Source organism: Silanimonas sp. (assembly GCF_044377035.1).
Taxonomy (GTDB): domain Bacteria; phylum Pseudomonadota; class Gammaproteobacteria; order Xanthomonadales; family Xanthomonadaceae; genus Silanimonas.
Window position 1 is genome coordinate 74,301 of the sequence record NZ_JBILJW010000011.1, and the last position, 25,014, is coordinate 99,314.

Here is a 25,014-nt window from a genome sequence, read left to right on the forward strand (position 1 = left end):
CACCAGTGACGAAAGGGAGGCGACAAGTCTAGCCGGCGGGCGGCAGGATGGCCGCGTCAATCCGACCCGGAGCCCGCCATGCGCCATCCCGTCCGCCTCAGCCCGCTCGTCCTCGCCCTTGCCCTCGCCGTCGGCGCCGGGCACGCCCTGGCCGACTCCCCGCCGAGCGAGTCGAAGGTGCTGGGCAGCATCACCGCCCAGGCCGGCCAGACCTACGACAGCCTCGATTCGGTGAACGGCGGCATCAGCGTCCAGCGCGGCGCCACCGTGCGCAGCGCCGAGACGGTGAACGGCGGCATCAGCATCGACGAAGGCGCCACCGTCGGCAGCGCCGAAACCGTCAATGGCGGCATCAGCATCGCCGGCAAAGTGAAGCTGGGCAGCGCCGAAACCGTCAACGGCGGCATCAGCCTCGATGACGACGGCGAAGTGTCGGGCGACCTCGAAACCGTCAACGGCGCCATCCGCATCGGCGCGCGCAGCGTCGTCGCCGGCAAGCTGGAAACGGTGAACGGCGGCATCCGCCTCGACGGCGGCACGGTGCGCGGCGTGCTGCGCACGGTGAACGGCGACATCATCCTCGCCCGCGGCGCGCAGGCCGGCGGCATCGAGATCGAAGAGCCGAACCGCGGCTGGTGGAACTGGGGCAGCGAGAAGCTGCCGCGCATCGTTATCGGCCCGGAGGCCAAGGTGAACGGCCCGATGGTGTTCAAGCGCGAGGTGAAGCTCTACGTGCACGCCACGGCCACCATCGGCGAGGTGCGCGGCGCCACGGCCGTGCGCTACGAGGGCGAAGACGCGCCCGAGTAAGCGGCCGAGAGGCGACCCGCTTAGAATCACGGGACGTTTCCACGTTGGAGTGTCCCCGTGATGCGATCCACCCTGATGGCGGGCGCCGCCCTCCTCACCAGCGCGGCCGCCTGCGCCACGCCGGTGCCGCCGGCCGCCGCCACCGCGACGGCCCAGCACAGCTTTGGGCCCGAGATCTCGGCCGAGGATTTCAGCGCCCACGTGCGCACCCTCTCCGGCGATGACTTCGCCGGCCGTTCGCCCGGCGGCATCGGCGAGACCAAGACCGTCGAGTACCTGATCGCCCAGCTGCAGCGCCTCGGGCTGAAGCCCGGCAACAACGGTTCGTGGACGCAGGACGTCCCGATGACCGAGACCAAGGCCGACGACAAGACCAGCACCTTCACGCTCACCACGGCGAAGCAGACACTGGCCCCCGTGATCGGGCCGGACGTGGTGGTCGGCACGCGCACTGGCCAGCCGGAAGTGAGCATCGACGCCAGCGAGCTGGTGTTCGTCGGCTACGGCGTGAATGCGCCGGAAGCCGGCTGGAACGACTACGACGGCCTCGACGTGAAGGGCAAGACGGTCGTGATGCTGATCAACGACCCGGGCTTCCACGTCGGCAGCGCCGAACTGTTCGGCGGCAAGCGCATGACCTACTACGGGCGTTGGACTTACAAGTTCGAGGAAGCCGCCCGCCAGGGCGCTGCGGCGGCGCTGATCATCCATGACGATGCCGGCGCGGCCTATCCGTGGGAAGTGGTGCAGAACAGCTGGGGCGGCCCGCAGTTCGACCTGCCGCCGAGCGAGGATCCGGAACCGCGCCTGCCGGCGCAGGGCTGGATCAATGCCGCCACGGCGAATGCACTGTTCGCCGACGCCGGCCTCGACTTCGAGGCGCAGCGCACGGCCGCCAACCAGCGCGGCTTCAAGCCGGTGCCGTTGAAGGCCACGTTCTCGCTGTCGCTGAAGAGCAGCTCGCGCACGGCGACCTCGCAGAACGTCATCGCGATGCTGCCCGGCACGAAGTACCCGGACGAAGCCATCGTCTACACCGCGCACTGGGACCACCTCGGCCGCAATTTCTCGGGCGTGGGTGATCGCATCTTCAACGGCGCCGTCGACAACGCCACCGGCGTGGCTGGCGTGCTGGAGATCGCCGAGGTCTTCACCGTGCAGAACCCGGCGCCGGAACGCAGCATGGTCTTCCTGTTCGTGACGCTGGAGGAATCCGGCCTGCTCGGCTCGAAGTACTACGCCGCGCACCCGGTCATTCCGCTGGAGAAGACCGTCGCCGTCATCAACCTCGACGCGATGAGCGTCATCGGTCCGTCGAAGGAGCTGGTGGTGATCGGCCTCGGCAACTCGACGCTCGACGACGTGGCCCGCCCCTTCGCCGAAGCGCAGGACCGCGTGCTGATGGAAGAGAGCGAGCCGCAGAACGGCTACTTCTTCCGCTCCGACCACTTCAACTTCGCCAAGGCCGGCGTGCCGGCGCTGTACGCGAAGGGCGGCGTCGACCACCGCGAGAAGGGCCGCGAGTTCGGCCTCGCGTGGATGGCGGACTACACGGCGGTGCGCTACCACAAGGTCGGCGACAACTACGACGCCGGCTGGGACCTGCGCGGCACCATGCAGGACCTGAAGCTGCTCTACGACGTGGGCCGCACCTTGGGTAGCAACCGCGAATGGCCGAACTACGTGGAGGGCAACGCCTTCCGCAAAGTGGAACAGCGCGGGCAGTAATCGTTCGGCTGGCCCGATCCTCGGGCCATCGCAATGAGAAACGGGCGCCGAAAGGCGCCCGTTTCCGTTTCAGCCCATGACCGGCGGGAACGCCGCCGGCCCCGGGCTCAGTCCGCCTTGCGGACGTGGGTGTCGAGGAACTTGAGGTAGGACTCCTGCGCGGTGATGCGGTTCTCGCGGCGCAGGAACCCATGGCCCTCGTCGGGGAACAGCACGTACTCCACCGGCACGTTGTTGGCGCGCGCCGCGGCCACCAGTTCGTCCGATTCCACCTGCAGCACGCGCGGGTCGTTGGCGCCCTGCACCACCAGCATCGGCCGCACGATGTTCTTCGCATGGAACAGCGGCGAAATGCGGCGGTGGCGCTCGGCGTCGGTTGCCGGATCGCCCATCTCGTCGTAGAGCGCCTGCCGCTGCGCGCCCCACCATGCCGGGATGGATTCGAGCGTGCGCACCCAGTTGGTCACGCCGAAGATGTTGATGCCGGCCTCGAAGGCTTCCGGGTGGAAGGTGAGCGCCGCCGCCGTGATGTAGCCGCCGTAGGAGCCGCCCATCACCGCCACCTCGTCGTCGGCCACCCAGTCCTGCGCGCGCAGCCAGTCGCCGCCGGCCACGATGTCGCGCAGGTCGGCTTCGCCGTGCTTGCGGTCATCCATGTGGAAGAAGGTCTTGCCGTAGCCGGAGGAACCGCGGTTGTTGGCGCCCAGCACGGCATAGCCGTGATTGACGAGGTGCTGCACCATCGCGCTGTAGCCGCGCCGCGTCTGGCCGCCGGGGCCGCCGTGCACCAGCACCACGGCCGGCACCGGGTTCGCGGCCGAGGCGCCCTTCGGGCGGTAAAGCACCGACGGAATCTCAACGCCCCCTTCGGCCGTGTAGCGGACGATCGTCGCTTCGACGAGATGCGACTCGTCGATGGCCGGATTCAAGGCCGTGGTGAGCCGGCGCACCTTGCGGTCGGCGAGGTCGGCGACGAAGACGTCGGACGGCGACGTGTCGGAGGCCACGGTGAAGGCCACGCGCGCTTCGTCGGGCGAGAAGCGCACGCTGCCGATGTCGCCGTCCGGCAGCCCCTCGAACGCGAGCGGCTTGCCGTCGCGGGTGTCGAGGATGGTGAGCGCGGTGCTGGCGTCGGCATTGATGGCCGAGACGCGGTAGCGGCCGCTCGGCGACCAGGAAACGAACATCACGTCCCAGTCGGCTTCGATCAGCGGCTTCTGCTCGCCCGAGGCGAGGTCATGCGTCCAGGCCTGGTTGAACTCGCCGTGCGAATCGGTGGCGAACACCAGCGTCTTCGAGTCCGGCGTGAAGCCATAGACACTCGTCGATACCGCGCCTTCGCCCGGCGTGATCAGCGTGGGCTTTCCCTCGCCCTTCAGATCAACGAGGTACACGTCGGAATCGGCCGATGTGTTGGGCTTTTCCATCGCGACCCAGCGGCCGTCGTTCGAGACCTCGGCGGGCAGGAAGCCGCCAGGGTTCTGGAACAGCACGCGGCTCTCGAAGGTCGTGGTGTTGTAGGCGAGCACATCGAAGGCCTGCGGGTCGCGGGCGTTCGAGGTGACCCACAGCGTCTTGCCGTCCGGGCTCAGGCCCGCGAAGCCGGCCTTGAGTTTGTCGCCGGGCGTGAGGTCACGGAGCGTGCCGTCGGCCTCGCGCAGGTAGACGTGCGTGAGCTCGTTGCCGCCCTTGTCGCCCTGCACCAGAACGCGACCGTCGGGCAGGTAACTCGCGGCGAACACGGCGTCGGTGGTCGAGGTGGTCAGCGGTACCAAAGCGCCGCCGGCCACCGGCAGCGCGTAGGCGTTGAAGACCCCCGTGGCGTCGGAGCTGATCAGCACCGAGCGGCCATCCGGCGAGAAGGCCAGACCGCCGGCATCCGCCACGCGGAAGCTGGTGGTGTCGAAGAACTGCGCGGCCGTGTACTTCGGCACGGCTTCGGCAGCGGCGGACCCGCCGGGCGCGAGCGCACCGGCGAGCGTCAGGGCAGCGGACAACAGGACGGTGGCACGCATCGACGAACTCCCAGGCTGGAAACGCCCGCCGAGCCTACTCCGGTCCGCGCGCGCTAGAGTCGGGCTCCCCCCGCCACATCCTGCCCCCCATGGCCCCTTCCCCCCTTGCCATCGAGGCGCGCTGGCAGCGCGTCGACGGCCATCCCCAAGCGTTCTGGCGGCTCTGCGACGCGCAGGCGCAGGTGCTGGCCGAACTGCATTGCTTGGCCCGCGGCGCCGACGCGCCCGGCTGGCGCCCGCCGGTCCGCCCGGTGCCGGCCTCCCGGCTCCGCCTCGTGCACCTCGTGCAGGCGTGCGCTGATTTCGATGCGACCATCCCGGGCCTGCCCGCACCCGCGCGGCGCGATGCCGACCCGTCCGAGCTCGTGCACCGGTTGGAAGGCCCACCCGACGCGATCCGAGCCCGTTGGGAGCAGGCGGCTTGCGCCCTGCCGCTGTTGAACCGCGCACTCGAGGCCGCGGACCCGGCCGACCCGCCGGTCGACAGCCACAGCGCGCTGGCGACCCTCGGTGAATGGATGGGCCTCCAGGCACCGCCGCCTTGGCCGGGCCGGCCCGCAGAGGCGGCGTCGGCCCTTCCTCCGATCCGCCCCCCCGAAGGATCGGCCCCATCGACGCTCTTCCCCTCGCCCGCCCCGATGCCGGGGGCGGCCACTGTCGATCCATGGGCCACGCATCCGCTGTACCCGCAGGCGCGCAGCGCCGTGGAACGGATGGAGGACGGCATCGGCCGCGCCTACGACGGCACCAGCGAGCGCCTGGCGCGTTCGCTCGTCGAACTCGCGCAAGCCCACGGCCTCGCCGGCATCGACCACGTGGTGCTGAGCCGGAGGAGTGGGCAAGCGCAATCCGGCGAGAACGTGTTCGTCATCCGCGGACGGCTGGACGATCCGGCCCACCAGCGGGTGGTGATGCGCACCGATGACGCGCTGGACGGCTCAGGGCGCTGAGGGCACCAGCACCGCGGCCTGCGCGCTCAGCGCGTCGGCCACCTCCGCCACCGCCGCCATCATCGGCATGTGGCCGCAGCCCGGCAGCATCACCGTGCGCGATTCGCCCAGACCCGCCGCAAAGAGCGCCGCCGAGCTCGGGTCGATCACGCGGTCGTCGTCGCACCACAGCAGCAGCGCGGGCGCACGGATATCGCCCAACAGCGGTTGCACCGCGAAGGCCTCGTCGCCGCGCAGGCGCGCGAGGACGTCGCGCTCGAAGGCGTTGTCGGCGATGCGCCGCGCGATGAGGGCGCGGTCCGCCGGCCACGGCACGAAGGGCGGGTCGGTGAAGACGAGACCGAGGTAGCGGTCGAGCGACGCGCGGTCCTCGACGGCGAACGGGTGCCCACCGTCGAGCACGGCGCGGCCGAATTCATTCGGCGCGAAGGGCACGCCCGCCGCCGACAGCAGGGCGATGCGCCGCACGCGCTCGGGATGGCGGGCGGCGACGAGGCCGGTGATGTGGCCGCCCATCGAGTGCCCGGCCAGAAGATCGGGCGTCCGCGGCAGCGTGCCGAGCCACGCGGCGATGCGCTCGGACTGCGCCACCACGCCGTAATCGGCGCCGGGCTCGCGCTGGCTCTCGCCCCAGCCGGGCAGGTCCGGGGCGATGACGCGATGCGTGGCCGAGAGCTCGGCCATCAGCGGCAGCCAGTTCTCCTTCGTCCCGGTGAAGCCGTGCAGCAGCACGACCAGCGGCGCGTCGACGGGGCCAGCCTCGAGCTGCACGATGCGCTGGCCATCCACCTCCACGCTGCGCACCTCGGCACCGGCCTGGAGGCGCTGCGCGGCGAACCAGCCCTGCAGCGCCCACTCCGGCCGCCACGCGAGCAGGCCGATGACGATCAGGACGTCGAAGGCGAGCGCCACGAGGATGATCGTGCGGCGCCGCGAGCCACGCGGCGCAGCGGACGACACGGTCGGCACGCGCGCGGCGCGCATCGCGGCGCGCATCGCGGCTTACTTCGCCGCCGCGTCGAGCACGGCCTGCACGGCGCCGCGGGTGATCGGGTGGTAGCCCGCGCTGGCCTGCTGCAACACCTGGGTCGCGAAGGCGAGGCCATCCGGCGTCTCGGCGAGGGCCACGTAGCTCGGCAGGATCAGCTTGCGACGGCCGACCTTGCGCAGGAACTGCGCCAGCGCCGGACGCGCTTCAAAGTAACCAGCGCGCACGGTGATGGGATACCAGCGCTGCGCGATCTCGCCGTTCGTGGTGCCGGTGAAGCGGAAGGCGCCGTCCAGCTCCAGCAGGCGCTCGGCGGCGATGTCTTCCGGAAGGCCCTCGAGGAAGTGCACCCACTCCTGCGTGATCCACTTCGAGGTGTCGAGCTCGGCGACCGCGGCGCGGCGCTTCAGCCAGTCCTCGCGCGCGGCGTCGACGGCGGAGAGGCGAGGCGCCGTGGCCGCCACGGCGGTCTCAGGCAGGCCGGGGCCGGCGATCCATGCGGCCAGCTCGGCCTCGGTGAGCTTGCCCGGGTTCTTCGCGATCAGCTCGCGACGCAGGAAGGCGAGGAAGTCATCGGTGGTCACGCTCTTGAACGCATGCTCGTCGAACCACTTCCGCAGGAAGGGATCGAAGGCCTCGCGACCGAAGCGCCCCTCGAGGAACGAGAGGAACCACTGGCCCTTGATGTAGGCGACGTCGGTGAGGGCCTCGTCCGGGTCGCGGCCCGGCGACGGCGGCAGCGCCAGCACCTGCTGGGCCGGCGGCAGCGAAGCCAGTTCGGCGCGCAGGCCCGCCTGGCTCACCACGTCCTCCATGTCGGCCTGCTCGCGGCCGTACACGGCTTCGACGATGCGGTTCTCGACGTAGCTGGTGAAGCCCTCGTTGAGCCACATGTCCTTCCAGCTGGCATTGGTGACGAGGTTGCCCGACCACGAATGGGCGAGCTCGTGCGCGATCAGCGAGACCAGCGACTTGTCGCCGGTGATCACCGTCGGCGTGATGAAGGACAGGCGCGGGTTCTCCATGCCACCGAACGGGAAGCTCGCCGGCAGGATCAGCAGGTCGTAGCGCTCCCAGCGGTACGGGCCGTAGAGCGCCTCGGTGGCGGCGATCATTTTTTCGGTATCGCTGAACTCCGCGGCCGCGCGGTCGAGCACCGGGGCCTCGGCCCACACGCCGGCGCGCTCCGAGATCGCCTTGAAGCGGAAATCACCGACCGCGATCGCCAGCAGGTAGCTGGGGATCGGCTGCGCCATCGTGAAGCGGTAGTCGCCGTCGGCGCGCGCGGCCGGGTCGTTGTCGGCGCTCATCAGCGCCATCAAGCCCGCCGCCGTGCGGATGCGCGCCGTGTAGGTGAAGCGCACGCCCGGCGTGTCCTGCAGCGGCACCCAGCTGCGCGCGTGGATGGCCTGCGACTGGCTGAACAGCAGAGGCTGCTTGCCGCCCGCGGTCATCGCCGACGTCATCCACTGCAGGCCGGAGGCCTCGGGCGACGTGCGGTAGCGGATGCGCACCGCATCCATGCGCGAAGGCAGGGCGATGCGGAGCGTGCTGCCGAAGATGGCATCGCGCTCGGCAAGGCTGAACTCAACGCGCTGCCAGCGGCCTTCGCCCTTCCGGGCCTGCACGCGCTCGATGGCGAGATCGCGGGTATCGAGCACCAGTTCGGCGGGTCCGGCTGCCGCCGGATCGGCCCAAACAAGGGTATGGACCACCTCGCCGGCCAGCGTACGTGCGGCGAAATCCACCCGGAGGTCCAGCGCCATGGCGCTGATGCGCACGGTGGCGGGCTCGGCGGCGCTGTGTTCGTCATGGGCACGATCGGCCGACTGGGCGACCGCCGCGAAAAGGGCGAGGACGAAAGCGAGAAGCAGGCGCATGCAGGCTGGGCCGTTCAGGGGACGGCTTGAGTTTACTCAAAGCGCGGCGACCGCCCGCCCCCCATGCTGGAGGCATGGACTTCTTCGATCTCGACGACCCCGCCCGCCTTGACGACTACCTGGCCCGCCTCGCGAGCGGGCTCGACCCTCGGCTAGGCCACGGCCACACCCCGACCGTCGACCTGCGACGCATCGCGCCGGACCCGAAGGCCCTGGCCCAGATCCCCGGACGCGCCGCGCGGCGCCTTCACGGCCTGCCCCTCAGGCGGCATGGGCACCTGCTGGCCGTCGCGATGGCCAATCCGGATGACGCCGAATCCCGCCAGTCGATGGGCTTCCTGACCGACTGCACGGTCATCCCGTTCGCCGCCGACCCCGCACAGCTGACGCTGGCGCTCGCCGAGCACTACGACCGCCAGGACGACGTGCAGATCGCCCGCGACCTTGGCCTCGATGCCGGCGAGACGCACAACGAGCCGGGTTCGCCCATGGAGATGGAGCGCATCGCCGGGCAAGCTCCGATCATCCGCCTCATCAACGAAGCGCTGGCCGACGCCATCGCCCGACGCGCCTCCGACCTGCACCTGCGTCCCGGCGAACACCAAGCGGAACTGCTGTACCGCATCGATGACGAGCTGGTGCCCGTTCGCCGATTCCTTCCCGCGCTGCTCCCCGCACTGGTCTCGCGCATCAAGGTGATCGGCCGCATGAACCTCGCCGAGCACCGCACCGCGCAGGACGGCCGAACCGCCTTCACCCTGCCCGACGGCCGCGCCATCGACCTGCGCATCTCGGTACTGCCGAGCATCCACGGCGAGAGCGTGGCCATCCGCCTGCTCGACACCTCGCAGGGCCTCCGCGACCTCGGGCAGATCGGCCTGAGCACGCGCGACCGCGAGCGCATCGACGACCTGGTCACCCGCGACCACGGCCTGTTCCTCGTCTGCGGGCCGACCGGCTGCGGCAAGACCACCACGCTGTACGCGGTGCTGCAAGCGCTGGCGAAGCAGCGCATCAACATCCTCACCATCGAAGAACCGGTCGAGTACCGCATCGATGGCATCCAGCAGATGCAGGTGAACCGGCCGGCGGGCTTCACCTTCGCCACGGCGATGCGCAACTTCCTGCGCCACGATCCCGACGTGATCATGGTGGGTGAGATCCGCGACCGCGAGACCGCCGAGATCGCGATCGAGAGCGCGCTCACCGGCCACCTCGTGCTGAGCACGCTGCACACCAACACCGCCGCGACCGCCGTGACGCGCCTGCTCGACCTCGGCGTCGAGCCCTACCTGCTGCGCGCGAGCCTGCTCGGCGCGATGTCGCAGCGCCTGGTGCGCAAGATCTGCCCGGCCTGCCGCGAAGCCACCACGCCGGACCCGCGCATCGCCGGGCTGTTGGGCGTGCCCGCCGACGCCACGGTGTGGAAAGGCCGCGGCTGCGCGCAATGCGAAGGCCTGGGCGTGCGCGGACGCGCCGCCGCCTACGAACTGATGGTCACGTCACCGGGCATCCTGCCGCTGATCCACGCCGGCGCCGAGGCCGACCGCATCCATGCAACGGCCGTCGCCGAGGGCATGGTGCCGCTCACCACGACGGCTGCGGCAATGGCGATGCGCGGCGAGATCTCGCTCGAGGAGGCCTTCCGCGCGCGCACCGACTGAGGCCAAAGCCTCAGACGCGATAGCCGGAATGGATCGCGCAGATGCCGGCGCTGAGGTTGCGGTAGTCGCAGCGCTCGAAGCCGGCCTCGGCCATCATCGCCTTGAGTTCATCCTGCGGCGGGTGCTTGCGGATGCTCTCGGCGAGGTACTGGTAGCTGGCCGAATCGTTGGCGAACAGCTGGCCGAGGCGCGGCAGCACCTTGAAGCTGTGAAAGTCGTAGACCGGCTTGAACCACTCCGGCTTCACTTCCGAAAACTCCAGCACCAGCGCGCGTCCGCCAAGCTTCAGCACGCGATGCATCTCGCGCAGCGCCTTCGCCTTGTCGGTGACGTTGCGCAGGCCGAAGGCGATGGTGACGAGGTCGAAGCTGGCGTCCGGGAAGGGCAAGGCCTCGGCGTTCAACTGCACCCAGCGCAGGCCGCGCACGAGGCCGCGATCAGTCATGCGTTCGCGGCCGACGCCAAGCATCGCCGCGTTGATGTCGCCGACGACGACTTCGCCCGACTCGCCGACGCGCTCGTGCAGCAGGGCGGCGATGTCGCCGGTGCCGCCGGCGAGATCGAGCACGCGGTCGCCCTTCGCCACGCCCGAGGTCGCGACGAAGTAGCGCTTCCAGACCCGATGCACACCGAGGCTCATCAGGTCGTTCATCAGGTCGTACTTGCCGGCCACCGACGAAAACACCTCGCGCACCAGACCGGCTTTCTCGGTGGTGGGCACGTCGCGGAAGCCGAAATGGGTCGTGCCCTCGGGGCGGGTTTCGCTGCTCATGGCCGGGATTATCCCACCGCCGGGCGCGGGGCGGCATTTCTTGTCTTTTCTTGGACTTCGCCGCCGCCGTTGGTGCTATCACGGGCTTCTGGCGCTCCCAGGGGAGCCGCAGCGACTTCGGTCGCGCGGCGGGGCCGCCAGGCCTTCCAACCATCCAACGACCAGGGGAACACCATGCGTTCGCAGCATCTGCTTGTCCTCGCTCTTGCCTCCGCCCTCGCCTCGCCGGCCTTCGCCGCCGCACCCGCCGAAGTGCAGATGGCCGCCGCCACCGCCGTCGGCACCGACAACGCCGGCGCCCAGGGCCGGGCGTCCTTCCTGTCGAACGGGGCCGCGCCCGCCCTCGCGATGCTGGCCGCGCCCGATGCGCTGGAAACCGACGCCGTCGCCAAGCGCCGCGTCGAACAGCGCTTGAACGGCCAGCCGATGGAGATCGGCTTCGTCCGCGAGCTCGGCGAGGACGTCGCCGACAGCAGCCGCGGTGCCCTGTTGCGCACGGGCCGCAGCGGCATCCTGCGCTTCCAGCTCGGCTCGGCGGAGGCGAAGGCGCTGCGCGCCGGCTTCGCGCTGGAGCGCGCCGGCAGCCGCCTCGGCAGCGATGCCGACGCCGGCCTGCGCGGCCTCGTCGACCAGCTCAGCTTCCGCTTCGGCGATGCCGACGGCGCCTTCACGGTGGCCGGCAAGGACATCGCGCTCGACGGCCTGTTCTGGTCGCCCGTGGTGGGCAGCGAGACGATGACGGTCGAAGTGAGCGGCCCGCTCGCCGCCGTCCGCGGCCTGCGCCTGCGCCCGGTGCAGCTCTCGCACTTCGACATCGACCCGGCCGCGCCCGACATGCTGCAAGCGGTGACCGCCAAGATCGGCGAAAGCGACAGCTGCCAGATCGATTCGCGCTGCGTCACCAACGCGCCTTCGGGCTATCAGACGGCGGTCGACGCCGTGGCCCGCATGGTGTTCACGCAGGGCGGTTCGTCCTACCTTTGCACGGGCACCCTGCTGAACAACAGCAACTCACCGCGCCGCCACCTGTTCTGGTCGGCGAACCACTGCATCAGCACGCAGACGGTGGCCAACACGCTGCAAACCTACTGGTTCTACGAGGCGGCGAGCTGCGGCGGCACCACCGTCGCCACGCGCGCCCGCACGCTGACCGGCGGCGCCACGCTGCGCCACAACAACAACAGCCGCGACACCCTGCTGCTCGAGCTGAAGACCGCCCCGCCGACCGGCGCGACCTATGCCGGCTGGAGTTCAGCCGCCATCGGCAGCACCGGCACGGCAATCTGGGGCGTCCACCACCCCTCGGGCGACGTGAAGAAGACCTCGCGCGGCAGCGTCAATTCGCTGTCGGGCCGCATCGACGGCAAGGGCCCGTTCTACCGCGTGGTGTGGAGCTCGGGCGTCACCGAGGGCGGTTCGTCGGGCTCGGCCCTGTACACCGTCACGACGAGCGGCCAGTACCAGCTGCGCGGCGGCCTGTACGGTGGCCTGTCGTTCTGCAGCGCGCCGCGCGACCCTGACTACTACTCGCGCTTCAGCGACGTGTACGCCAACTTCCGCACCCTGCTCGGCAACTGATCGCCGCTGTCGTGTGAACGCACGCGCCCCGCAAGGGGCGCGTCGCGTTTCCGGGGCTCAACCGGCGTCGCGCGACAGTCCCGCGGCCGCGAGCGCGGCCTCGTAGGCCGCCCAGCGCGTGGCGTGCTCCCGGCCCAACTGGTGCAGGTAAGCCCAGGTGTAGAGGCCGGTGGAATGGCCGTCACTGAATCGCAAAGCCACGGCGTAATGGCCCACCGGCTCCACGGCTTCGATGCCGACCTCACGCTTGCCGGCGACGAGGATCTTCTGCTCGGGCGCGTGCCCCTGCACCTCGGCGCTGGGCGATTCCACCCGCAGGTACTCGGCCGGAAGGCGGACGATGCCGCCGTCGTCGAAGGCGACCTCGAGGGCGCGCGAGGCGCGGTGCAGGGTGATGGCGGTGGGGCGGGGCGTCATCCCGCGATTTCACCAGACCGGATGGGTCGCCGTCGCGGGTTGGCGGGGTTCAGGCACATCAGCGTCCGCTGAACATTGGGCCCTCGCTCAGGTCGGTGAAGGCCCAAGCGGACTATGCTCGGGACATCCACAGCTGGAGACCCGCCATGCGCAAGCCCCTTCTCCTCGCCCTCGCGCTGATCGCGATGCCCGCCCTGGCTTTCGACCAGGCCCAGGTGATGCAGCCCGCCGCGCTGTCGAACGTGCAGAGCGTCCACATCGCGCCGGTGGCGCTCGAACTCCCCGCCGCCGCGCGTCGCGGCGATCGCCGTGGCGATGCGCCGCGCCCGGTGGCTGCGCGCGACGCGGAAACGAAAGCGGCCGACCTCACTGCCGCGCTGCGTCGCGCGTTCGCCAAGGATTTCACCGTGGTGGACGCGCCCGGCCCGGGCGTGCTCGTCATCGAAGCCACGCTGACGCGCCTTGAAGCCAGCCGCCCGACGATGGCCGACTACCATCGCGAACCCGGCCTCGGCTTCGAATCGGTGTACGCCGGCGGCGCCGCCGTCGATGTGCGCCTGTCGCGCGACGGCAGCGACATCGCCGTGCTCAAGGACCGCTACGTCGGCAGCTTCGGCGACGGCACGCCGCGCATCGGCGTCTGGCAGGACACCGACCGCGCGTTCTCGCTGTGGTCGCGCCAGCTGCCGTCGTGGGTGGCGCACCCGGAAACGGCCTCGCGCTGATCCCCTTGTGTTGCATGAAGGCCCGGAGCGATCCGGGTCTTCGTCGTTTCAGGACTTGCGCTTCGCGCGGGGATGCGCGCCGTCGTAGACCTTGGCGAGGTGCTGGAAGTCGAGGTGGGTGTAGATCTGGGTGGTCGCGATGTTGGCGTGGCCCAGCAGCTCCTGCACGCCGCGCAGATCTCCGGAGCTTTCCAGCACGTGGCTGGCGAAGCTGTGCCGCAGCAGGTGCGGGTGCACGCGCTTCCACACGCCTTGGCGCATCGCCAGTTCGCGCACGCGCTTCTGCACGGCGCGTGGCGTGATCGGCCCGCCGTCGCGGCCGGGAAAGACCGGACGGACGCCGATCGTCGCCACACCCGCCGCCGCCGGCACTGCGGCCGCCGATTCGCTCGCCGCCCAGGCCGCCAGCGCTTCGCGCGCATGCCGTCCCACCGGCACGATGCGCGTCTTGCGGCCCTTGCCGAGCACGCGCACTTCGCCACCGGCGAGATCGAGATCGCCCCAGCGCAGCGCGCAGAGCTCGGAAACGCGCAAGCCGGAGGAATAGAACAGCTCCATCATCGCGCGGTCGCGCAGGCCGAGCGGCGCGGCGTCCGGCACTTCGACGAGTTGGCCCATCTCGTCGGCGTCGAGCACCTGCGGCAGCTTGCGCGGTGCCTTTGGACCGCGCAGCCCGGCACTCGGGTCGGCGGCGATCTCGCCGTGCTTCAACAGCCAGCGGAACAAGGCACGGCAGGCCGATAGCCGCCGCTGGACGCTCGGCGGCGACAGCCCGCGGGCGTGCTCGTCGGCGACGAATCCGCGCAGGGCGAGGCCGTCGAGCTGGCCCCAGTCATTGATGCCCTGCGCGCCGGCCCAAGCACGCAGCGACGCGAGGTCGCGACGGTAGGCGTCCAGCGTGTGCGGCGAGGCCTGCTTCTCGACGGCGAGGTGGTCGAGGAAGCGCGCGAGCGCCGTGTCGAGCGGCGAGCCGCCACCGGCGCCTTCACCGCCCACCGTCGCGTTCATCGCGGCGCGGAACGCCCCATCGCGGTGGCGAGGGCCTCGGCCATCATCCGCAGGAACAGCGTGCCCATACCGGGGAAGAAGCGGTTCGAATCGACGCTGCCCACCGCAACGAGACCAACGTCGGCCACCGGCAGCACGGCACAGGACGCCACGCGATCCGCGGCATCGCCGAACAGCAGGGCCTGGCGCTCCGGCGGCAAGCGGCCACAGAGCGGCTCGCCGCTGGCCATCGCCTCGCGGAAGACCTCCATCCTCGCGTCCGCGGCCGGCACCACCTGGCACCACGGCGCGTCGTCGAGGCCATCCACCGGCGCCAGCAGCGTGACGCGAACGGCGTCACCGGCGAAGTCCTCGCTCAAGCACGCCACCATCGAGCGCAACGTGTCAGCGGCGCTGCCGGCGCGCATCAAGGCCAGCGTGAGCTGGTGCGTGCGAACGGCAAGGCGCTCGTTGTCCTGCGCGTTGCCGGAAAGTTCATGCAAGCGACGCGTGAGCTCGCGATTCTTCTCGCGCAGCACTTCCAGCTGGTAGCCCGCGAGCGAGGCACTGGCGCCGCCGTCCTTGGGCACGACCAGCGTGACCGCGAGGTCCGGGAAGTGCTCGAGGAAGCGCGGATGGCGGCGCAACCACTGCGCCACCTCGTGGGCCTCGCTGCGAGCGTTGCGCTCCTCAGCCATGGGCATCGGTTCCTTCATCCCACCACTCCCCTTCGAAAACGAACGCGGCCGGGCCGCGCATGGCCACCGGCGCGTCGTCGGACGGCCAGTCGATGTGCAGGGTGCCGCCGGGCAGGTCGACGCGCACCGCGCGGTCGACGCGGCCCTGCCGCACAAGGATGGCGACGGCGGCGCAAGCCCCGCTGCCGCAGGCCAGCGTCTCGCCCACGCCGCGCTCGTAGACGCGCAGGGCGATGTGGCCGGGGGCGAGCACTTCCGCGAAACCGACATTGACGCTGTCGGGGAAGCGGCCGCAGCGCTGCAGCCACGCGCCGATACCGGCGACATCGACCTCGGCGAGGGCGCTGCCCGGCTGACCGGCCGCGCTGGCGGCCACCTCGATCAAGGCATGCGGATTGCCCATCGATGCCGCGCCGAAGGCCAGCACGCCGAAGGGGCCGTCGGCGACGTAGCGAGCCGCTTCGGCCGGCGCAACCAGAGGGATGCGCGCCGGGGCGAACACCGGCACCGACATGGCCAAGCGGAAACTGCCGTCGTCGAGCGCGTCCGCTTCGATACGTCCGGCCGGGCTGCCCATCGCGAAGCGCGTCGCGCGGGCGGCCCCGTCGCGCCGCAGCCAGGCGGCAACGCAGCGCGCGCCGTTGCCGCACTGCCCGGCGGCGCTGCCGTCGGCATTCCAGATGCGGTAGTCGGCGACGGCGCCCGGCGTCGCCGGCGGCTCGATGGTGAGCAACTGGTCGAACCCGATGCCGCGATGCCGATCGGCCATGCGCGCGGCCTCGGCCGGCGTGGGCGGCGGCGCACCGTCGCGCAGGTCGAGCACGACGAAATCGTTGCCCGCGCCGTGCATCTTGCTGAAGCGACGGCGCGGCGGCGCCGGGATGCTCATCCCGCGGCCGCTCCGGCACCCGACGGCACGTCGGCCTTGGGCTCGGGACGCACCAGGTCACCCTTGTTGCCGCAGGCGGCGAGCAGGGCGCAGGCGAGAAGCATCGGCAACAGGCGGCGGATGGTTTTCATGGCGACGAGTATAGCGACGGCGCCTCGCCGCCGATGAATACGTTTGCGCCTCGGGGGCCTCACGGGCGGGTTCCGGGCCGAAGGATTACGCTGGCAGGTCAAGCCACCATCGAGTGCTCCATGACCCAGGACGCTTCGCTCTTCGTGCTGTTCGGTGCCACCGGCGACCTCGCCCAGCGCATGCTGCTGCCCTCGCTGTACGCGCTGGAGCGCGATGGCCTCCTGCCCAGCGCCCTGCGCATCCTCGGCACGGCGCGCAGCGCGATGGACGCCGCCGGCTTCCGTGCCAACGTGGCGGAGTCGATCGGCAAGGCCATCGCCGCGGGCGAGTGCAACGAGGCCGCGCTCGAGCGCCTGCTCGGCCGCTGCGATTACCAGGCCGCCTCGGTGGACGACCCGGCCGCCCTCGCCGCCCTGGCCGCCCGAATCGCCGCGCTGCGCGGCGACGGCGACACCCTCGTGCACCTGTCCACCGCGCCGAAGTTCTACGGCCCGATCTGCGAAGCCCTGGCCGCCGGCGGCGTCGCCGATGCGCGGATGCGCGTGATGCTCGAGAAGCCGATCGGCCACGACCTCGCCAGCTCGATCGCCATCAACGAGTCGGTGGCCAAGGTGTTCCGCGAGGCGCAGGTGTTCCGCGTCGACCACTACCTCGGCAAGGAAGGTGTCCAGAACCTTCTGGCCCTGCGCTTCGGCAACGCGCTGTTCGAGCCGATCTGGAACTCGCGCTTCGTCGAGCAGGTGCAGATCACCGTCGCCGAGACGGTGGGCCTCGAGGGTCGCGGCGGCTACTACGACGAGTCCGGCGCCATGCGCGACATGGTGCAGAACCACTTGCTGCAGCTGCTGACGCTGACGGCGATGGAGCCGCCCTCGCACTTCGACCCGGGCGCGGTGCGCAACGAGAAGCTGAAGGTGCTGCGCTCGCTGCGCCCGATCGAGGGCGACGACGTCGGCACGCACACCGTCGCGGGCCAGTACACCGCCGGTGCCATCGACGGCAAGGCGGTGCCGGGCTACGCCGACGAACTGGGCCGGAAGAGCCGCACCGAGAGTTTCGTGGCCATCCGCGCCCACATCGACAACTGGCGCTGGAGCGGCGTGCCGTTCTACCTGCGCACCGGCAAGCGGCTGCCCCGCCGCACCACCGAGATCTACGTGAAGATGCGCGCCGTGCCGCATTCGATTTTCGATGGCGAAGGCGCCACGCCGGAGCCGAACGCGCTGCTGATCCGCCTGCAGCCGGAAGAGCGCATCTCGATGATGCTGATGAGCAAGACGCCGGGCCTCGACCGCGGCGGCGTCAAGCTCTCGCAGGTCGCGCTCGACCTCGACCTGCACGACGCTTTCGCCCACGAGCGCAAGCGCATCGCCTACGAGCGCCTGTACCGAGACGCGCTGGCCGGCGTTGGCACGCTGTTCGTGCGCCGCGACGAGATCGAGGCGGCATGGAGCTGGGTCGACCAGATCCTCGGCGGCTGGACGGCACGCGGTCAGGAGCCCAAGCCCTACCCGGCCGGCACCTGGGGCCCGACCAGCGCGCTGGCGCTGCCGGAACGCCACGGCCACAGCTGGCGCGAATGAGCACCGCCGCGTCCATGAGCGCCCTGCCGATCGTCCCGCACGCGAACGCCGAGGCGCTGGCTTCCGCCGTCGCCGAGGCGCTCGCCGCCGCGATTCGCGAGGGACTCGCCGCCCGCGGCGAGGCCTGGCTGGCACTGGCCGGCGGCAGCACGCCCTTCGCCGCGTATCGCCAGCTCGCGGCCATGACCCTGCCATGGGCGAAGGTGCACCTCGTCGCCAGCGATGAGCGCTGGGTGCCCGCCGCGCACGAGAAGCGCAACGAGCGCGCGCTCGCGGACGCGTTCGCCGCCGCGGTGGGCGTCACGATCCATCCGCTGGTGCCGGAATCGGAGCGCCTCTTCGACGCGGACGATGCGGGTGCCACCGCCGAGGCCAGTCTTTCGCCGCTCGCCCACCGCGCCTTCGACGCCGTGCTGCTCGGCATGGGCGCCGATGCCCACTTCGCCTCGCTGTTCCCGCAGGTCACGCCACCGTCGGCCCTCGATGCCGGCCATCGCGCGCCCGTCGTCGCGCTGGCACCCGACCCGCTGCCGCCGGAAGCGCCATTCCCGCGCGTGTCGCTCACCCTTTCGCGGCTGGTGGCGACGCGCTCGCTGCTGTTGATGATCACCGGCGAAACCAAGCGCGGCGTGCTGGAATCGGCGCGCACCCGCCCCGCCACCGACGCTCCGATCCACGCCCTGCTGGCCGCCGCGCCGGACCTCGCGATCCACTGGAGCCCCTGATGTCGCTGCATCCCGTCGTCGAACGCGTCACCGAACGGATCCGCGAGCGCAGCGCGCCGACGCGCACCGCCTACCTCGCGCGCATCGAGGCCGCCCGCGCGAAAGGCACGGCCCGTGCCCGCCTCAGCTGCGGCAACCTCGCGCACGGCTTCGCCGCCTCGGGCGACGACAAGGACGCGCTGAAGCTGCAGCTCAAGCCGAACCTGGGCATCGTCACCGCATACAACGACATGCTGTCGGCGCACCAACCGTTCGCGACCTATCCCGAGCTGATCAAGATGGCCGCGCGCAATGCCGGCGGCACCGCGCAGGTGGCCGGCGGCGTGCCGGCGATGTGCGACGGCGTCACCCAGGGCCGCACCGGCATGGAGCTCTCGCTGTGGTCGCGCGACACCATCGCGCAGGCCACCGCCGTGGCGCTCTCGCACGACATGTTCGACGCCGCGGTGATGCTCGGCGTCTGCGACAAGATCGTGCCCGGCATGCTGATGGGCGCGCTGGCCTTCGGGCATCTCCCGGTCATTTTCGTTCCCGCGGGCCCGATGCCCTCGGGCTTGCCGAACAAGGAAAAAGCTGCGGTGCGCCAGCGCTACGCCGAGGGCAAGGCCACGCGCGACGAGCTTCTCGCGGCGGAATCGGCCAGCTACCACTCGGCCGGCACCTGCACCTTCTACGGCACCGCCAACAGCAACCAGATGCTGATGGAAGTGATGGGCCTGCACCTGCCGGGCTCGGCTTTCGTGAATCCGGGCACCACGCTGCGCGACGCGCTCACCGTTGCGGCGGCCGAACAGGCCCTGCGCGTCACCGCACTCGGCGACGACTGGCGGCCGATCGGGCACACGGTGGACGAGAAGGCCATCGTCAACGCCATGGTGGGCCTCGCGGCGACGGGCGGTTCGACCAACCACGTGATCCACCTCGTCGCCATGGCGCGCGCCGCCGGCCTACGCATCACCTGGGACGACCTCGACGAGCTCTCCCGGGCCACGCCCCTGATGGCCCGCGTGTACCCGAACGGTTCGGCCGACGTGAACCACTTCCACGCCGCCGGCGGGCTGGGGTTCGTGATCCGCGAACTGATCGACGCCGGCCTGCTGCACGGCGACCTGAAGTGCGTGCACGGCGGTGACCTCCGCCAGCAGTCGCTCGAGCCGCACTTCGAGGGCACGCGGCTCACGTGGCGCGAGCCGCCGCCGGCCAGCGGCGACCTCAACGTGCTGCGCCCCGTGGCCGAGCCCTTCGACGCCGAAGGCGGCCTGCGCCTTGTCACCGGGCGGCTCGGCCGTGCCGTGGTGAAGATCTCGGCCGTCGCGCCGGAGCACCGCCGCATCACCGCGCCGGCCAAGGTCTTCGACGACCAGGACGACCTGCTCGTCGCCTTCAAGGCCGGCCAGCTCGACGGCGATTTCGTCGCCGTGATCCGCCGCCAGGGCCCGAAGGCCAACGGCATGCCCGAGCTGCACAAGCTCACGCCGACGCTCGGCCTGCTGCAGGACCGCGGCCAGCGCGTCGCCCTGCTCACCGACGGCCGCATGAGCGGCGCTTCGGGCAAGGTGCTCGCCGCCATCCATCTCGTGCCCGAGGCCGTCGCCGGCGGGGCGATCGCCAAGCTCCGCGACGGCGACGTCATCACCATCGACGCCGAAGCCTCGACCGTCGAAGTCGACGTGCCCGAGGCCGAGTGGGCCGCGCGCACGCTGGCGCCGATGGACCTCGCCGGCAACCAGTTCGGCGTGGGCCGCGAGCTGTTCGCGGTGTTCCGCGAATGCGTGGATTCGGCCGAAGACGGCGCCTGCGCGCTGTTCGGGAGCACGGGGCTGTGAGCGCAGCGATCTCCAATGCATCGGCGGCTGCGCCGGCGCTGCGGCGCCCTGCCCTGATCGCCGACATCGGCGGTACCAATGCGCGCTTCGCGCTCACCGACCTCGCGGCGACGCGCCCGGACATGCACCACGTCCGCACCCTGCCCTGTTGCGACTACGGCAGCCTGCAGCATGCCGCCGAGGCCTACCTCGCCGAGGTCGGGCAGAAGCCCACGCAGGCCGCCATCGCGGTGGCGTGCCCGGTGGACGGCGATGCGATCCGTCTCACCAACCGCGCTTGGGCCTTCTCGCGAAGCGAACTGCAGGCCGTGCTCGGCTTCGAGCGCTTTGACGTCATCAACGATTTCGGCGCAGTGGCCTGGTCGGTGCCGGCCCTGTCGCCCGAGGACGTCGTCTGCCTGCACGGCGACGCGGCCCTCCCGCAGCGCGGCCCGATCAGCGTGCTGGGGCCCGGGACGGGCCTCGGCGTAGCAATGCTGGTCGGCGATGCGGCGCGCGGCTGGCAGGTGGTCGAGACCGAGGGCGGCCACGTCAGCTTCGCCCCGATCGGGGACGAGGAGCAGAAGATCCAGCGCTGGATGAACCAGCGTTTCGGCCGCACCAGCAACGAGCGCCTGCTCTGCGGCGTCGGCCTCTCGCACATCGAGGCCGCGCTGCGCGACCCGGGCACGGGCCCGAGCCCGCTCGGCGACAGCGCCACCGTGCTGCGCGAGCCCGCCGCGATCGTGGAAGCCGCCCTCGAGGGCCACGACCTCAACGCCCGCCGCACGCTGGCGCGCTTCTGCGCCGTGCTCGGCAGCGTGGTCGGCGACACCGCGCTGATCCACGGCGCGAAGAGCGTGATGATCGCTGGCGGCATCGTGCCGCGCTTCATTCCCTTCCTGCAGAGCAGCGCCTTCCGCGAGCGCTTCCTTGCCAAGGGCCGCTTCGCCGCGTATCTCGAGAAAGTGAGCCTGCACGTCATCACCCACCCGCAACCCGGCCTGCTCGGCGCTGCCTGCGCCCTGCGCCAATCGGAGAACCCCGCATGAGTTGGACCACCGAAGCGCGCAACGCCGCCGTCGATGCCGTCTTCGCGAAGGCGCCCGTGCTTCCCGTGATCGTCATCGACCGGGTGGAGGACGCCGTGCCGCTGGCGCGCGCGCTGGTGGCCGGCGGCCTGCCGGTGCTGGAAGTGACGCTGCGCACCGCCGCGGCGCTGGACGGCATGCGCCGCATCGCCGCGGAGGTCGAAGGCGCCGTGCTCGGCGCCGGCACCGTGCTCGCGCCGGCCGACCTCGAGGCCTCGGCCGCCGCCGGCTGCACCTTCGCCATCAGCCCCGGCGCGACCGCGGCGCTCTACCACGCCGCCGACGCCAGCTCGATCGCCTGGCTACCGGCCGTCGCCACCGCCAGCGAAGTGATGCAGGGTCTGGCCCACGGGCACCAGCGCTTCAAGTTCTTCCCGGCCGTCAGCTCGGGGGGCATCCCCGCGCTGAAGGGCTTCGCGGGGCCCTTCCCGCAGGTGCGCTTCTGCCCCACCGGCGGCATCGATGCGACGAGCGCGCCGGATTTCCTCGCCCTGCCCAACGTGGGCACCGTCGGCGGCTCGTGGATGCTGCCGAAGGACGCCATCGCCGGCGGCGACTGGGCGCGCATCGAGCGCCTGGCCCGCGAGGCGGCGGGGCTGCGTCCCAAGCGCTGATCCGCAGCCGCGGAAGGCACCATCACGCGGCCACCGCGCCGCTCGCGCCGGGCGGGGTATCCTCCCGCCCGCATGAACCAGAAATCACGCCCCACCTCGTTCGACATCGCCTACCGTGCCGGCGTCTCGCAGGCCACGGTCTCGCGCGCGCTGCGTGACAGCCCGCTGGTCAGCGAGGAAACGCGCAAGCGCATCCGCGAGATCGCCCGCGAGCTGAACTACAAGGTCGACAAGAACGCCTCGAACCTGCGCCGGCAGAGCTCGGTCACGCTGGCCCTGCTGCTGTTCGAGGACCCGACCCCGAACGACACGCTGATCAATCCGTTCTTCCTCACCATGCTGGGCTCGATCACGCGCGCCTGCGCGCGGCAGGGCTACGACCTGCTGGTGAGCTTCCAGCAGTTCAGCGAGGACTGGCACGCCGACTACCAGGACGCGCACAAGGCCGACGGCCTGATCCTGCTCGGCTACGGCGACTGGTTCCTCACGCGGGACAAGCTCGACCGCCTCGTCCAGCAGGGCACGCATTTCGTCCGCTGGGGGCCGGTGTTCGAGCGCCAGCCCGGCATGTCGATCGGCAGCGACAACCGCGATGGCGGCCGCCAGGTCGGCACGCACCTCGCCGCGCTGGGCCGGAAACGCGTGGCCTACCTCGGGGCCAACCAGCCCACCGCGCCGGAATTCCGCGACCGCTACCTCGGGCTCTGCGATGCCCTGCAGGCGGCCAAGCTCAGCACGGAGGCGGCGCTGCAGATCGACGTCATCGATTCGACCGAGCTGGCCGGCTACGCCGCGGCGCAGGCGCTGTTCGCGCGCGGCGTGGCCTTCGACGCGCTGTTCTGCGCCAGCGACCTGATCGCGATTGGTGCGATGCGCGCCCTGATGGAGCATGGGCTGCGCGTGCCCGAAGACGTGGCCGTCGTCGGCTTCGACGACCAGCCGGTGGCTGCCTTCACCAACCCGCCGCTGACCTCTGTGCTGCAGGACACCAAGCTGGCCGGCGAGAAGCTCGTCGACACGCTGATCCGCGAGATCCGCGGCGAACCGGCCGTCAGTGAAGTGCTCACGCCGACGTTGGTGGTGCGTCGATCCTGCGGCGCCGGCCTTGCCGCCGCCAAGCCCGTTGGAAAATCCAGCAAGACACGCTGAGGAGTTCGCGCATGCGCCGTTTCCCGATCCTCGCCCTCGCCCTAGGCGCGACCACGCTGTCCGCCTGCATGAGCGACGGCGCGCAGCGCGCCGATGCCGCAGCGCCGCCGGCCGCCGCTGCCACGCCTGCACCGGCCACGCCGCCCACCCCGCCGTTCGAAACCCGCGTGGTGCGCGACGGGAGCGTACTGATCGCGCCGCAGCCGCTCGCCGCCGATCTTGAAGCGCTGGGCGCCAAGGGCGTGCGCCGCGTGATCAACCTGCGCACGCCAGAGGAGATGGCGACCCTCGGTTTCGACGAGGCCGCACTGGCCCAGTCGAAGGGGATGGCGTACACGCTGCTGCCCATCGCGGGCAATGCCGGCTTCACCCCCGCCGCCCTCGACGCGTTCAGCGCGGCCATGGCGAACGGCGAAGGCGACGTTCTGCTGCATTGCGCCAGCGGAACGCGTGCTGCGCACCTCTATGCCGCCTGGCTGGTGCGCGAGCAGGGCCTGAGTCCCGAGGACGCGATGCGCCGCGTTGGCCCACTGGGCCTGTGGCCGCTGCCGATGGAGCGCCTGCTCGACAAGCCGCTGAAGCTCGACTACGCGGACGCGCCTCGCGGCTGATCGGCCGCGTCAGCCGCGCAGGCTTGCGCGCCGCTCGGCCTTGTTGCGGTACATCGCCTGGTCCGCCTCGCGCAGGGCTTCGTCGATGTCGATATGCCCGCCGGCGAAGCGGTGCGCCCCCACGCTGAAGTGCAGCTCAGGCTCGCGGCCGCGCGGCACGCCGAGGTCGATGCGCAGCGCCTGCACGCGCTGCTCGAACTCCGACGCCGGGAGGTCGGTGTCCACCAGTACGAATTCGTCGCCGGCGTAACGCACCAGCCCGTCGGCGTCGGGGAACCGATCGCGCAGCGCATCGGCGAAGCGCTTCAGGCAGGCATCACCGATGTCGTGCCCGTGTTCGTCGTTGATGCGCTTGAAGTCGTCGAGATCGAAGAACATCAGGGTCGCCCCGTGACGGCCCGCCACCTCGAGCAAGGGGCCGAGGGCGCGACGGTTCGCGAGGCCGGTGAGCGGATCGCGCTGCACCGCCTCGATGAGCGCGAGGTTGGCGCGATGCAGTTCGGCATGGCTGCGGTTGAGCTCCACTTCCGAACGCCGGGCCACGGCCACCACGCAGCCCAGGACGATCAACCATTCGGCCCCGGTGTCGAAGGAGGAGTGCGCGGCCAGCGCCCGCTGCATCCACGGCGACTGGGCCACCGCGGCATCGATCTCGGTCAGCCCGTACGCGACCGCCTCGCCGAGCCCGAGCGCGGCCCGCAACGCCAGGCCGATGCCCAGCCATCCGAGGCCCGTCGCCGGGCGACGGAAGCACCACCAGGCCCCGATGCCCAGCACCGAAGCGATGAGTGCGTGCTGGGCAAGACCGAGCAGATTGATGGTGGGAACGGACACCGCACCGAAGACACCCACGCCCGCGGCCAACAGGAGGCTGCGCCTCACGGTGAAGGGGGTGTAGCCCAGCGGATGCCGGAACGCGAACACCCCGGCGGTGAGGCAAAGGATGAAGAGCGTCTTCGATCCCATGTAGGCGAAGCGGGTGACGGCGTCGGGCACCAGCTCCGGCGGCACGCCGTACCAATACAGCACGGTCACGGCCATGGCCCCGAGGTTGGCGACGTAGGCCGCCGCCCACCAGCGCGTGTCCGGCCGGCCCACGGCACGGCCGAAGGCCACCATGAAGATGGCCAGCACGATCGCGGAGGTGATCTGGACGGTGGTGCTCCACCGCCAAAGCAGGAGCTCTTCCATGGGTGGAGGGTA

General features: G+C 71.0%; 23 protein-coding genes. 13 read left to right on the forward strand and 10 right to left on the reverse strand.

What is annotated here, in order from left to right; genetic code table 11:
• The first annotated feature begins 78 nt into the window (after window positions 1-78).
• Window positions 79-810 (forward strand): hypothetical protein, encoded by a 732-nt coding sequence (locus ACIQ6S_RS08030; RefSeq protein WP_397607904.1) that lies wholly within the window; start codon window positions 79-81, stop codon window positions 808-810.
• 60 nt (window positions 811-870) lie between these two features.
• The gene (locus ACIQ6S_RS08035; RefSeq protein ID WP_397607944.1) at window positions 871-2,538 is read left to right on the forward strand and encodes a M28 family metallopeptidase; all 1,668 of its coding nucleotides are present in this window, start codon (window positions 871-873) and stop codon (window positions 2,536-2,538) included.
• Between the two features lie 107 nt (window positions 2,539-2,645).
• On the opposite strand, the gene ACIQ6S_RS08040 is transcribed toward ACIQ6S_RS08035, so the two are convergent.
• Window positions 2,646-4,553, reverse strand: coding sequence for a S9 family peptidase (locus ACIQ6S_RS08040; protein ID WP_397607905.1), 1,908 nt, complete (start codon window positions 4,551-4,553; stop codon window positions 2,646-2,648).
• A gap of 89 nt (window positions 4,554-4,642) precedes the next feature.
• On the opposite strand from ACIQ6S_RS08040, the gene ACIQ6S_RS08045 reads away from it, so the two are divergent.
• Window positions 4,643-5,503, forward strand: coding sequence for an XVIPCD domain-containing protein (locus ACIQ6S_RS08045; protein WP_397607906.1), 861 nt, complete (start codon window positions 4,643-4,645; stop codon window positions 5,501-5,503).
• Here ACIQ6S_RS08045 and ACIQ6S_RS08050 read toward each other — a convergent pair.
• A complete protein-coding gene (locus ACIQ6S_RS08050) occupies window positions 5,492-6,499 on the reverse strand; it encodes an alpha/beta fold hydrolase (protein ID WP_397607907.1) in 1,008 nt (335 codons plus the stop codon). The genes ACIQ6S_RS08045 and ACIQ6S_RS08050 overlap by 12 nt on opposite strands.
• 6 nt (window positions 6,500-6,505) lie before the next feature.
• Window positions 6,506-8,371 carry a M1 family metallopeptidase gene (locus tag ACIQ6S_RS08055; protein ID WP_397607908.1) on the reverse strand — a complete coding sequence of 622 codons (1,866 nt, stop codon included), beginning with the start codon at window positions 8,369-8,371 and terminating at the stop codon, window positions 6,506-6,508.
• A 74-nt stretch (window positions 8,372-8,445) separates the two neighbouring features.
• Between ACIQ6S_RS08055 and ACIQ6S_RS08060 the strand changes: the two genes are divergently transcribed.
• Window positions 8,446-10,035: a GspE/PulE family protein gene (locus ACIQ6S_RS08060; RefSeq protein ID WP_397607909.1), complete on the forward strand. Its 1,590-nt coding sequence runs from the start codon at window positions 8,446-8,448 to the stop codon at window positions 10,033-10,035.
• Between the two features lie 10 nt (window positions 10,036-10,045).
• Here ACIQ6S_RS08060 and ubiE read toward each other — a convergent pair whose 3' ends face one another.
• The gene (gene ubiE / locus ACIQ6S_RS08065) at window positions 10,046-10,807 is read right to left on the reverse strand and encodes a bifunctional demethylmenaquinone methyltransferase/2-methoxy-6-polyprenyl-1,4-benzoquinol methylase UbiE (protein ID WP_397607910.1); all 762 of its coding nucleotides are present in this window, start codon (window positions 10,805-10,807) and stop codon (window positions 10,046-10,048) included.
• Between the two features lie 174 nt (window positions 10,808-10,981).
• Between ubiE and ACIQ6S_RS08070 the strand changes: the two genes are divergently transcribed.
• Window positions 10,982-12,385, forward strand: a complete 1,404-nt coding sequence (locus tag ACIQ6S_RS08070) for a trypsin-like serine peptidase (protein WP_397607911.1) — start codon at window positions 10,982-10,984, stop codon at window positions 12,383-12,385.
• Window positions 12,386-12,442: 57 nt separating this feature from the next.
• Here the strand turns inward: ACIQ6S_RS08070 and ACIQ6S_RS08075 are convergent, their stop codons facing one another.
• Window positions 12,443-12,802: a gamma-butyrobetaine hydroxylase-like domain-containing protein gene (locus tag ACIQ6S_RS08075; protein WP_397607912.1), complete on the reverse strand. Its 360-nt coding sequence runs from the start codon at window positions 12,800-12,802 to the stop codon at window positions 12,443-12,445.
• Window positions 12,803-12,948: 146 nt separating this feature from the next.
• On the opposite strand from ACIQ6S_RS08075, the gene ACIQ6S_RS08080 reads away from it, so the two are divergent.
• Complete coding sequence (locus tag ACIQ6S_RS08080) at window positions 12,949-13,527, forward strand: DUF3313 family protein (RefSeq protein ID WP_397607913.1); 579 nt, start codon at window positions 12,949-12,951, stop codon at window positions 13,525-13,527.
• Between the two features lie 48 nt (window positions 13,528-13,575).
• Here the strand turns inward: ACIQ6S_RS08080 and xerC are convergent, their stop codons facing one another.
• From xerC to ACIQ6S_RS08100, 4 genes are read right to left on the reverse strand one after another with little or no spacing between them, the layout of a single operon-like run.
• Window positions 13,576-14,535: a tyrosine recombinase XerC gene (gene xerC, locus ACIQ6S_RS08085; RefSeq protein WP_397607914.1), complete on the reverse strand. Its 960-nt coding sequence runs from the start codon at window positions 14,533-14,535 to the stop codon at window positions 13,576-13,578.
• Window positions 14,532-15,218, reverse strand: a complete 687-nt coding sequence (locus ACIQ6S_RS08090; RefSeq protein ID WP_397607915.1) for a DUF484 family protein — start codon at window positions 15,216-15,218, stop codon at window positions 14,532-14,534. The genes xerC and ACIQ6S_RS08090 overlap by 4 nt, the downstream gene beginning before the upstream one ends.
• Complete coding sequence (gene dapF / locus ACIQ6S_RS08095) at window positions 15,205-16,101, reverse strand: diaminopimelate epimerase (protein ID WP_397607916.1); 897 nt, start codon at window positions 16,099-16,101, stop codon at window positions 15,205-15,207. The genes ACIQ6S_RS08090 and dapF overlap by 14 nt, the downstream gene beginning before the upstream one ends.
• The gene (locus ACIQ6S_RS08100; RefSeq protein WP_297865084.1) at window positions 16,098-16,232 is read right to left on the reverse strand and encodes a lipoprotein; all 135 of its coding nucleotides are present in this window, start codon (window positions 16,230-16,232) and stop codon (window positions 16,098-16,100) included. The genes dapF and ACIQ6S_RS08100 overlap by 4 nt, the downstream gene beginning before the upstream one ends.
• Before the next feature lie 120 nt (window positions 16,233-16,352).
• Between ACIQ6S_RS08100 and zwf the strand changes: the two genes are divergently transcribed.
• The 7 genes from zwf to ACIQ6S_RS08135 all read left to right on the forward strand — a co-directional run bounded on the left by zwf (window position 16,353) and on the right by ACIQ6S_RS08135 (window position 23,811).
• Entirely contained in the window at window positions 16,353-17,816 is a 1,464-nt protein-coding gene (zwf, locus tag ACIQ6S_RS08105; RefSeq protein ID WP_397607917.1) for a glucose-6-phosphate dehydrogenase, read from the forward strand.
• Window positions 17,813-18,541, forward strand: a complete 729-nt coding sequence (pgl, locus tag ACIQ6S_RS08110) for a 6-phosphogluconolactonase (RefSeq protein WP_397607918.1) — start codon at window positions 17,813-17,815, stop codon at window positions 18,539-18,541. Before zwf ends, pgl begins: the two co-directional genes overlap by 4 nt.
• Window positions 18,541-20,367 (forward strand): phosphogluconate dehydratase, encoded by a 1,827-nt coding sequence (gene edd, locus ACIQ6S_RS08115; RefSeq protein WP_397607919.1) that lies wholly within the window; start codon window positions 18,541-18,543, stop codon window positions 20,365-20,367. Before pgl ends, edd begins: the two co-directional genes overlap by 1 nt.
• On the forward strand, window positions 20,364-21,398 hold the full coding sequence (gene glk / locus ACIQ6S_RS08120) for a glucokinase (RefSeq protein ID WP_397607920.1): 1,035 nt from the start codon (window positions 20,364-20,366) through the stop codon (window positions 21,396-21,398). Before edd ends, glk begins: the two co-directional genes overlap by 4 nt.
• Window positions 21,395-22,051, forward strand: a complete 657-nt coding sequence (locus ACIQ6S_RS08125) for a bifunctional 4-hydroxy-2-oxoglutarate aldolase/2-dehydro-3-deoxy-phosphogluconate aldolase (RefSeq protein WP_397607921.1) — start codon at window positions 21,395-21,397, stop codon at window positions 22,049-22,051. The genes glk and ACIQ6S_RS08125 overlap by 4 nt, the downstream gene beginning before the upstream one ends.
• Window positions 22,052-22,123: 72 nt before the next feature.
• On the forward strand, window positions 22,124-23,200 hold the full coding sequence (locus ACIQ6S_RS08130; RefSeq protein WP_397607922.1) for a LacI family DNA-binding transcriptional regulator: 1,077 nt from the start codon (window positions 22,124-22,126) through the stop codon (window positions 23,198-23,200).
• An 11-nt stretch (window positions 23,201-23,211) separates the two neighbouring features.
• Entirely contained in the window at window positions 23,212-23,811 is a 600-nt protein-coding gene (locus ACIQ6S_RS08135; protein ID WP_397607923.1) for a beta-lactamase hydrolase domain-containing protein, read from the forward strand.
• Window positions 23,812-23,820: 9 nt separating this feature from the next.
• On the opposite strand, the gene ACIQ6S_RS08140 is transcribed toward ACIQ6S_RS08135, so the two are convergent.
• On the reverse strand, window positions 23,821-25,002 hold the full coding sequence (locus tag ACIQ6S_RS08140) for a diguanylate cyclase domain-containing protein (RefSeq protein WP_397607924.1): 1,182 nt from the start codon (window positions 25,000-25,002) through the stop codon (window positions 23,821-23,823).
• Window positions 25,003-25,014 lie beyond the last annotated feature (12 nt).

Coding starts and splice junctions, on each gene's coding strand:
- ACIQ6S_RS08030 (WP_397607904.1), top strand. CDS start 79: ATGCGCCATCCCGTCCGCCTCAGCCCGCTCGTCCTCGCCCTTGCCCTC.
- ACIQ6S_RS08035 (WP_397607944.1), top strand. CDS start 871: ATGCGATCCACCCTGATGGCGGGCGCCGCCCTCCTCACCAGCGCGGCC.
- ACIQ6S_RS08040 (WP_397607905.1), bottom strand. CDS start 4,553: ATGCGTGCCACCGTCCTGTTGTCCGCTGCCCTGACGCTCGCCGGTGCG.
- ACIQ6S_RS08045 (WP_397607906.1), top strand. CDS start 4,643: ATGGCCCCTTCCCCCCTTGCCATCGAGGCGCGCTGGCAGCGCGTCGAC.
- ACIQ6S_RS08050 (WP_397607907.1), bottom strand. CDS start 6,499: ATGCGCGCCGCGATGCGCGCCGCGCGCGTGCCGACCGTGTCGTCCGCT.
- ACIQ6S_RS08055 (WP_397607908.1), bottom strand. CDS start 8,371: ATGCGCCTGCTTCTCGCTTTCGTCCTCGCCCTTTTCGCGGCGGTCGCC.
- ACIQ6S_RS08060 (WP_397607909.1), top strand. CDS start 8,446: ATGGACTTCTTCGATCTCGACGACCCCGCCCGCCTTGACGACTACCTG.
- ubiE (WP_397607910.1), bottom strand. CDS start 10,807: ATGAGCAGCGAAACCCGCCCCGAGGGCACGACCCATTTCGGCTTCCGC.
- ACIQ6S_RS08070 (WP_397607911.1), top strand. CDS start 10,982: ATGCGTTCGCAGCATCTGCTTGTCCTCGCTCTTGCCTCCGCCCTCGCC.
- ACIQ6S_RS08075 (WP_397607912.1), bottom strand. CDS start 12,802: ATGACGCCCCGCCCCACCGCCATCACCCTGCACCGCGCCTCGCGCGCC.
- ACIQ6S_RS08080 (WP_397607913.1), top strand. CDS start 12,949: ATGCGCAAGCCCCTTCTCCTCGCCCTCGCGCTGATCGCGATGCCCGCC.
- xerC (WP_397607914.1), bottom strand. CDS start 14,535: ATGAACGCGACGGTGGGCGGTGAAGGCGCCGGTGGCGGCTCGCCGCTC.
- ACIQ6S_RS08090 (WP_397607915.1), bottom strand. CDS start 15,218: ATGCCCATGGCTGAGGAGCGCAACGCTCGCAGCGAGGCCCACGAGGTG.
- dapF (WP_397607916.1), bottom strand. CDS start 16,101: ATGAGCATCCCGGCGCCGCCGCGCCGTCGCTTCAGCAAGATGCACGGC.
- ACIQ6S_RS08100 (WP_297865084.1), bottom strand. CDS start 16,232: ATGAAAACCATCCGCCGCCTGTTGCCGATGCTTCTCGCCTGCGCCCTG.
- zwf (WP_397607917.1), top strand. CDS start 16,353: ATGACCCAGGACGCTTCGCTCTTCGTGCTGTTCGGTGCCACCGGCGAC.
- pgl (WP_397607918.1), top strand. CDS start 17,813: ATGAGCACCGCCGCGTCCATGAGCGCCCTGCCGATCGTCCCGCACGCG.
- edd (WP_397607919.1), top strand. CDS start 18,541: ATGTCGCTGCATCCCGTCGTCGAACGCGTCACCGAACGGATCCGCGAG.
- ACIQ6S_RS08125 (WP_397607921.1), top strand. CDS start 21,395: ATGAGTTGGACCACCGAAGCGCGCAACGCCGCCGTCGATGCCGTCTTC.
- ACIQ6S_RS08130 (WP_397607922.1), top strand. CDS start 22,124: ATGAACCAGAAATCACGCCCCACCTCGTTCGACATCGCCTACCGTGCC.
- ACIQ6S_RS08135 (WP_397607923.1), top strand. CDS start 23,212: ATGCGCCGTTTCCCGATCCTCGCCCTCGCCCTAGGCGCGACCACGCTG.
- ACIQ6S_RS08140 (WP_397607924.1), bottom strand. CDS start 25,002: ATGGAAGAGCTCCTGCTTTGGCGGTGGAGCACCACCGTCCAGATCACC.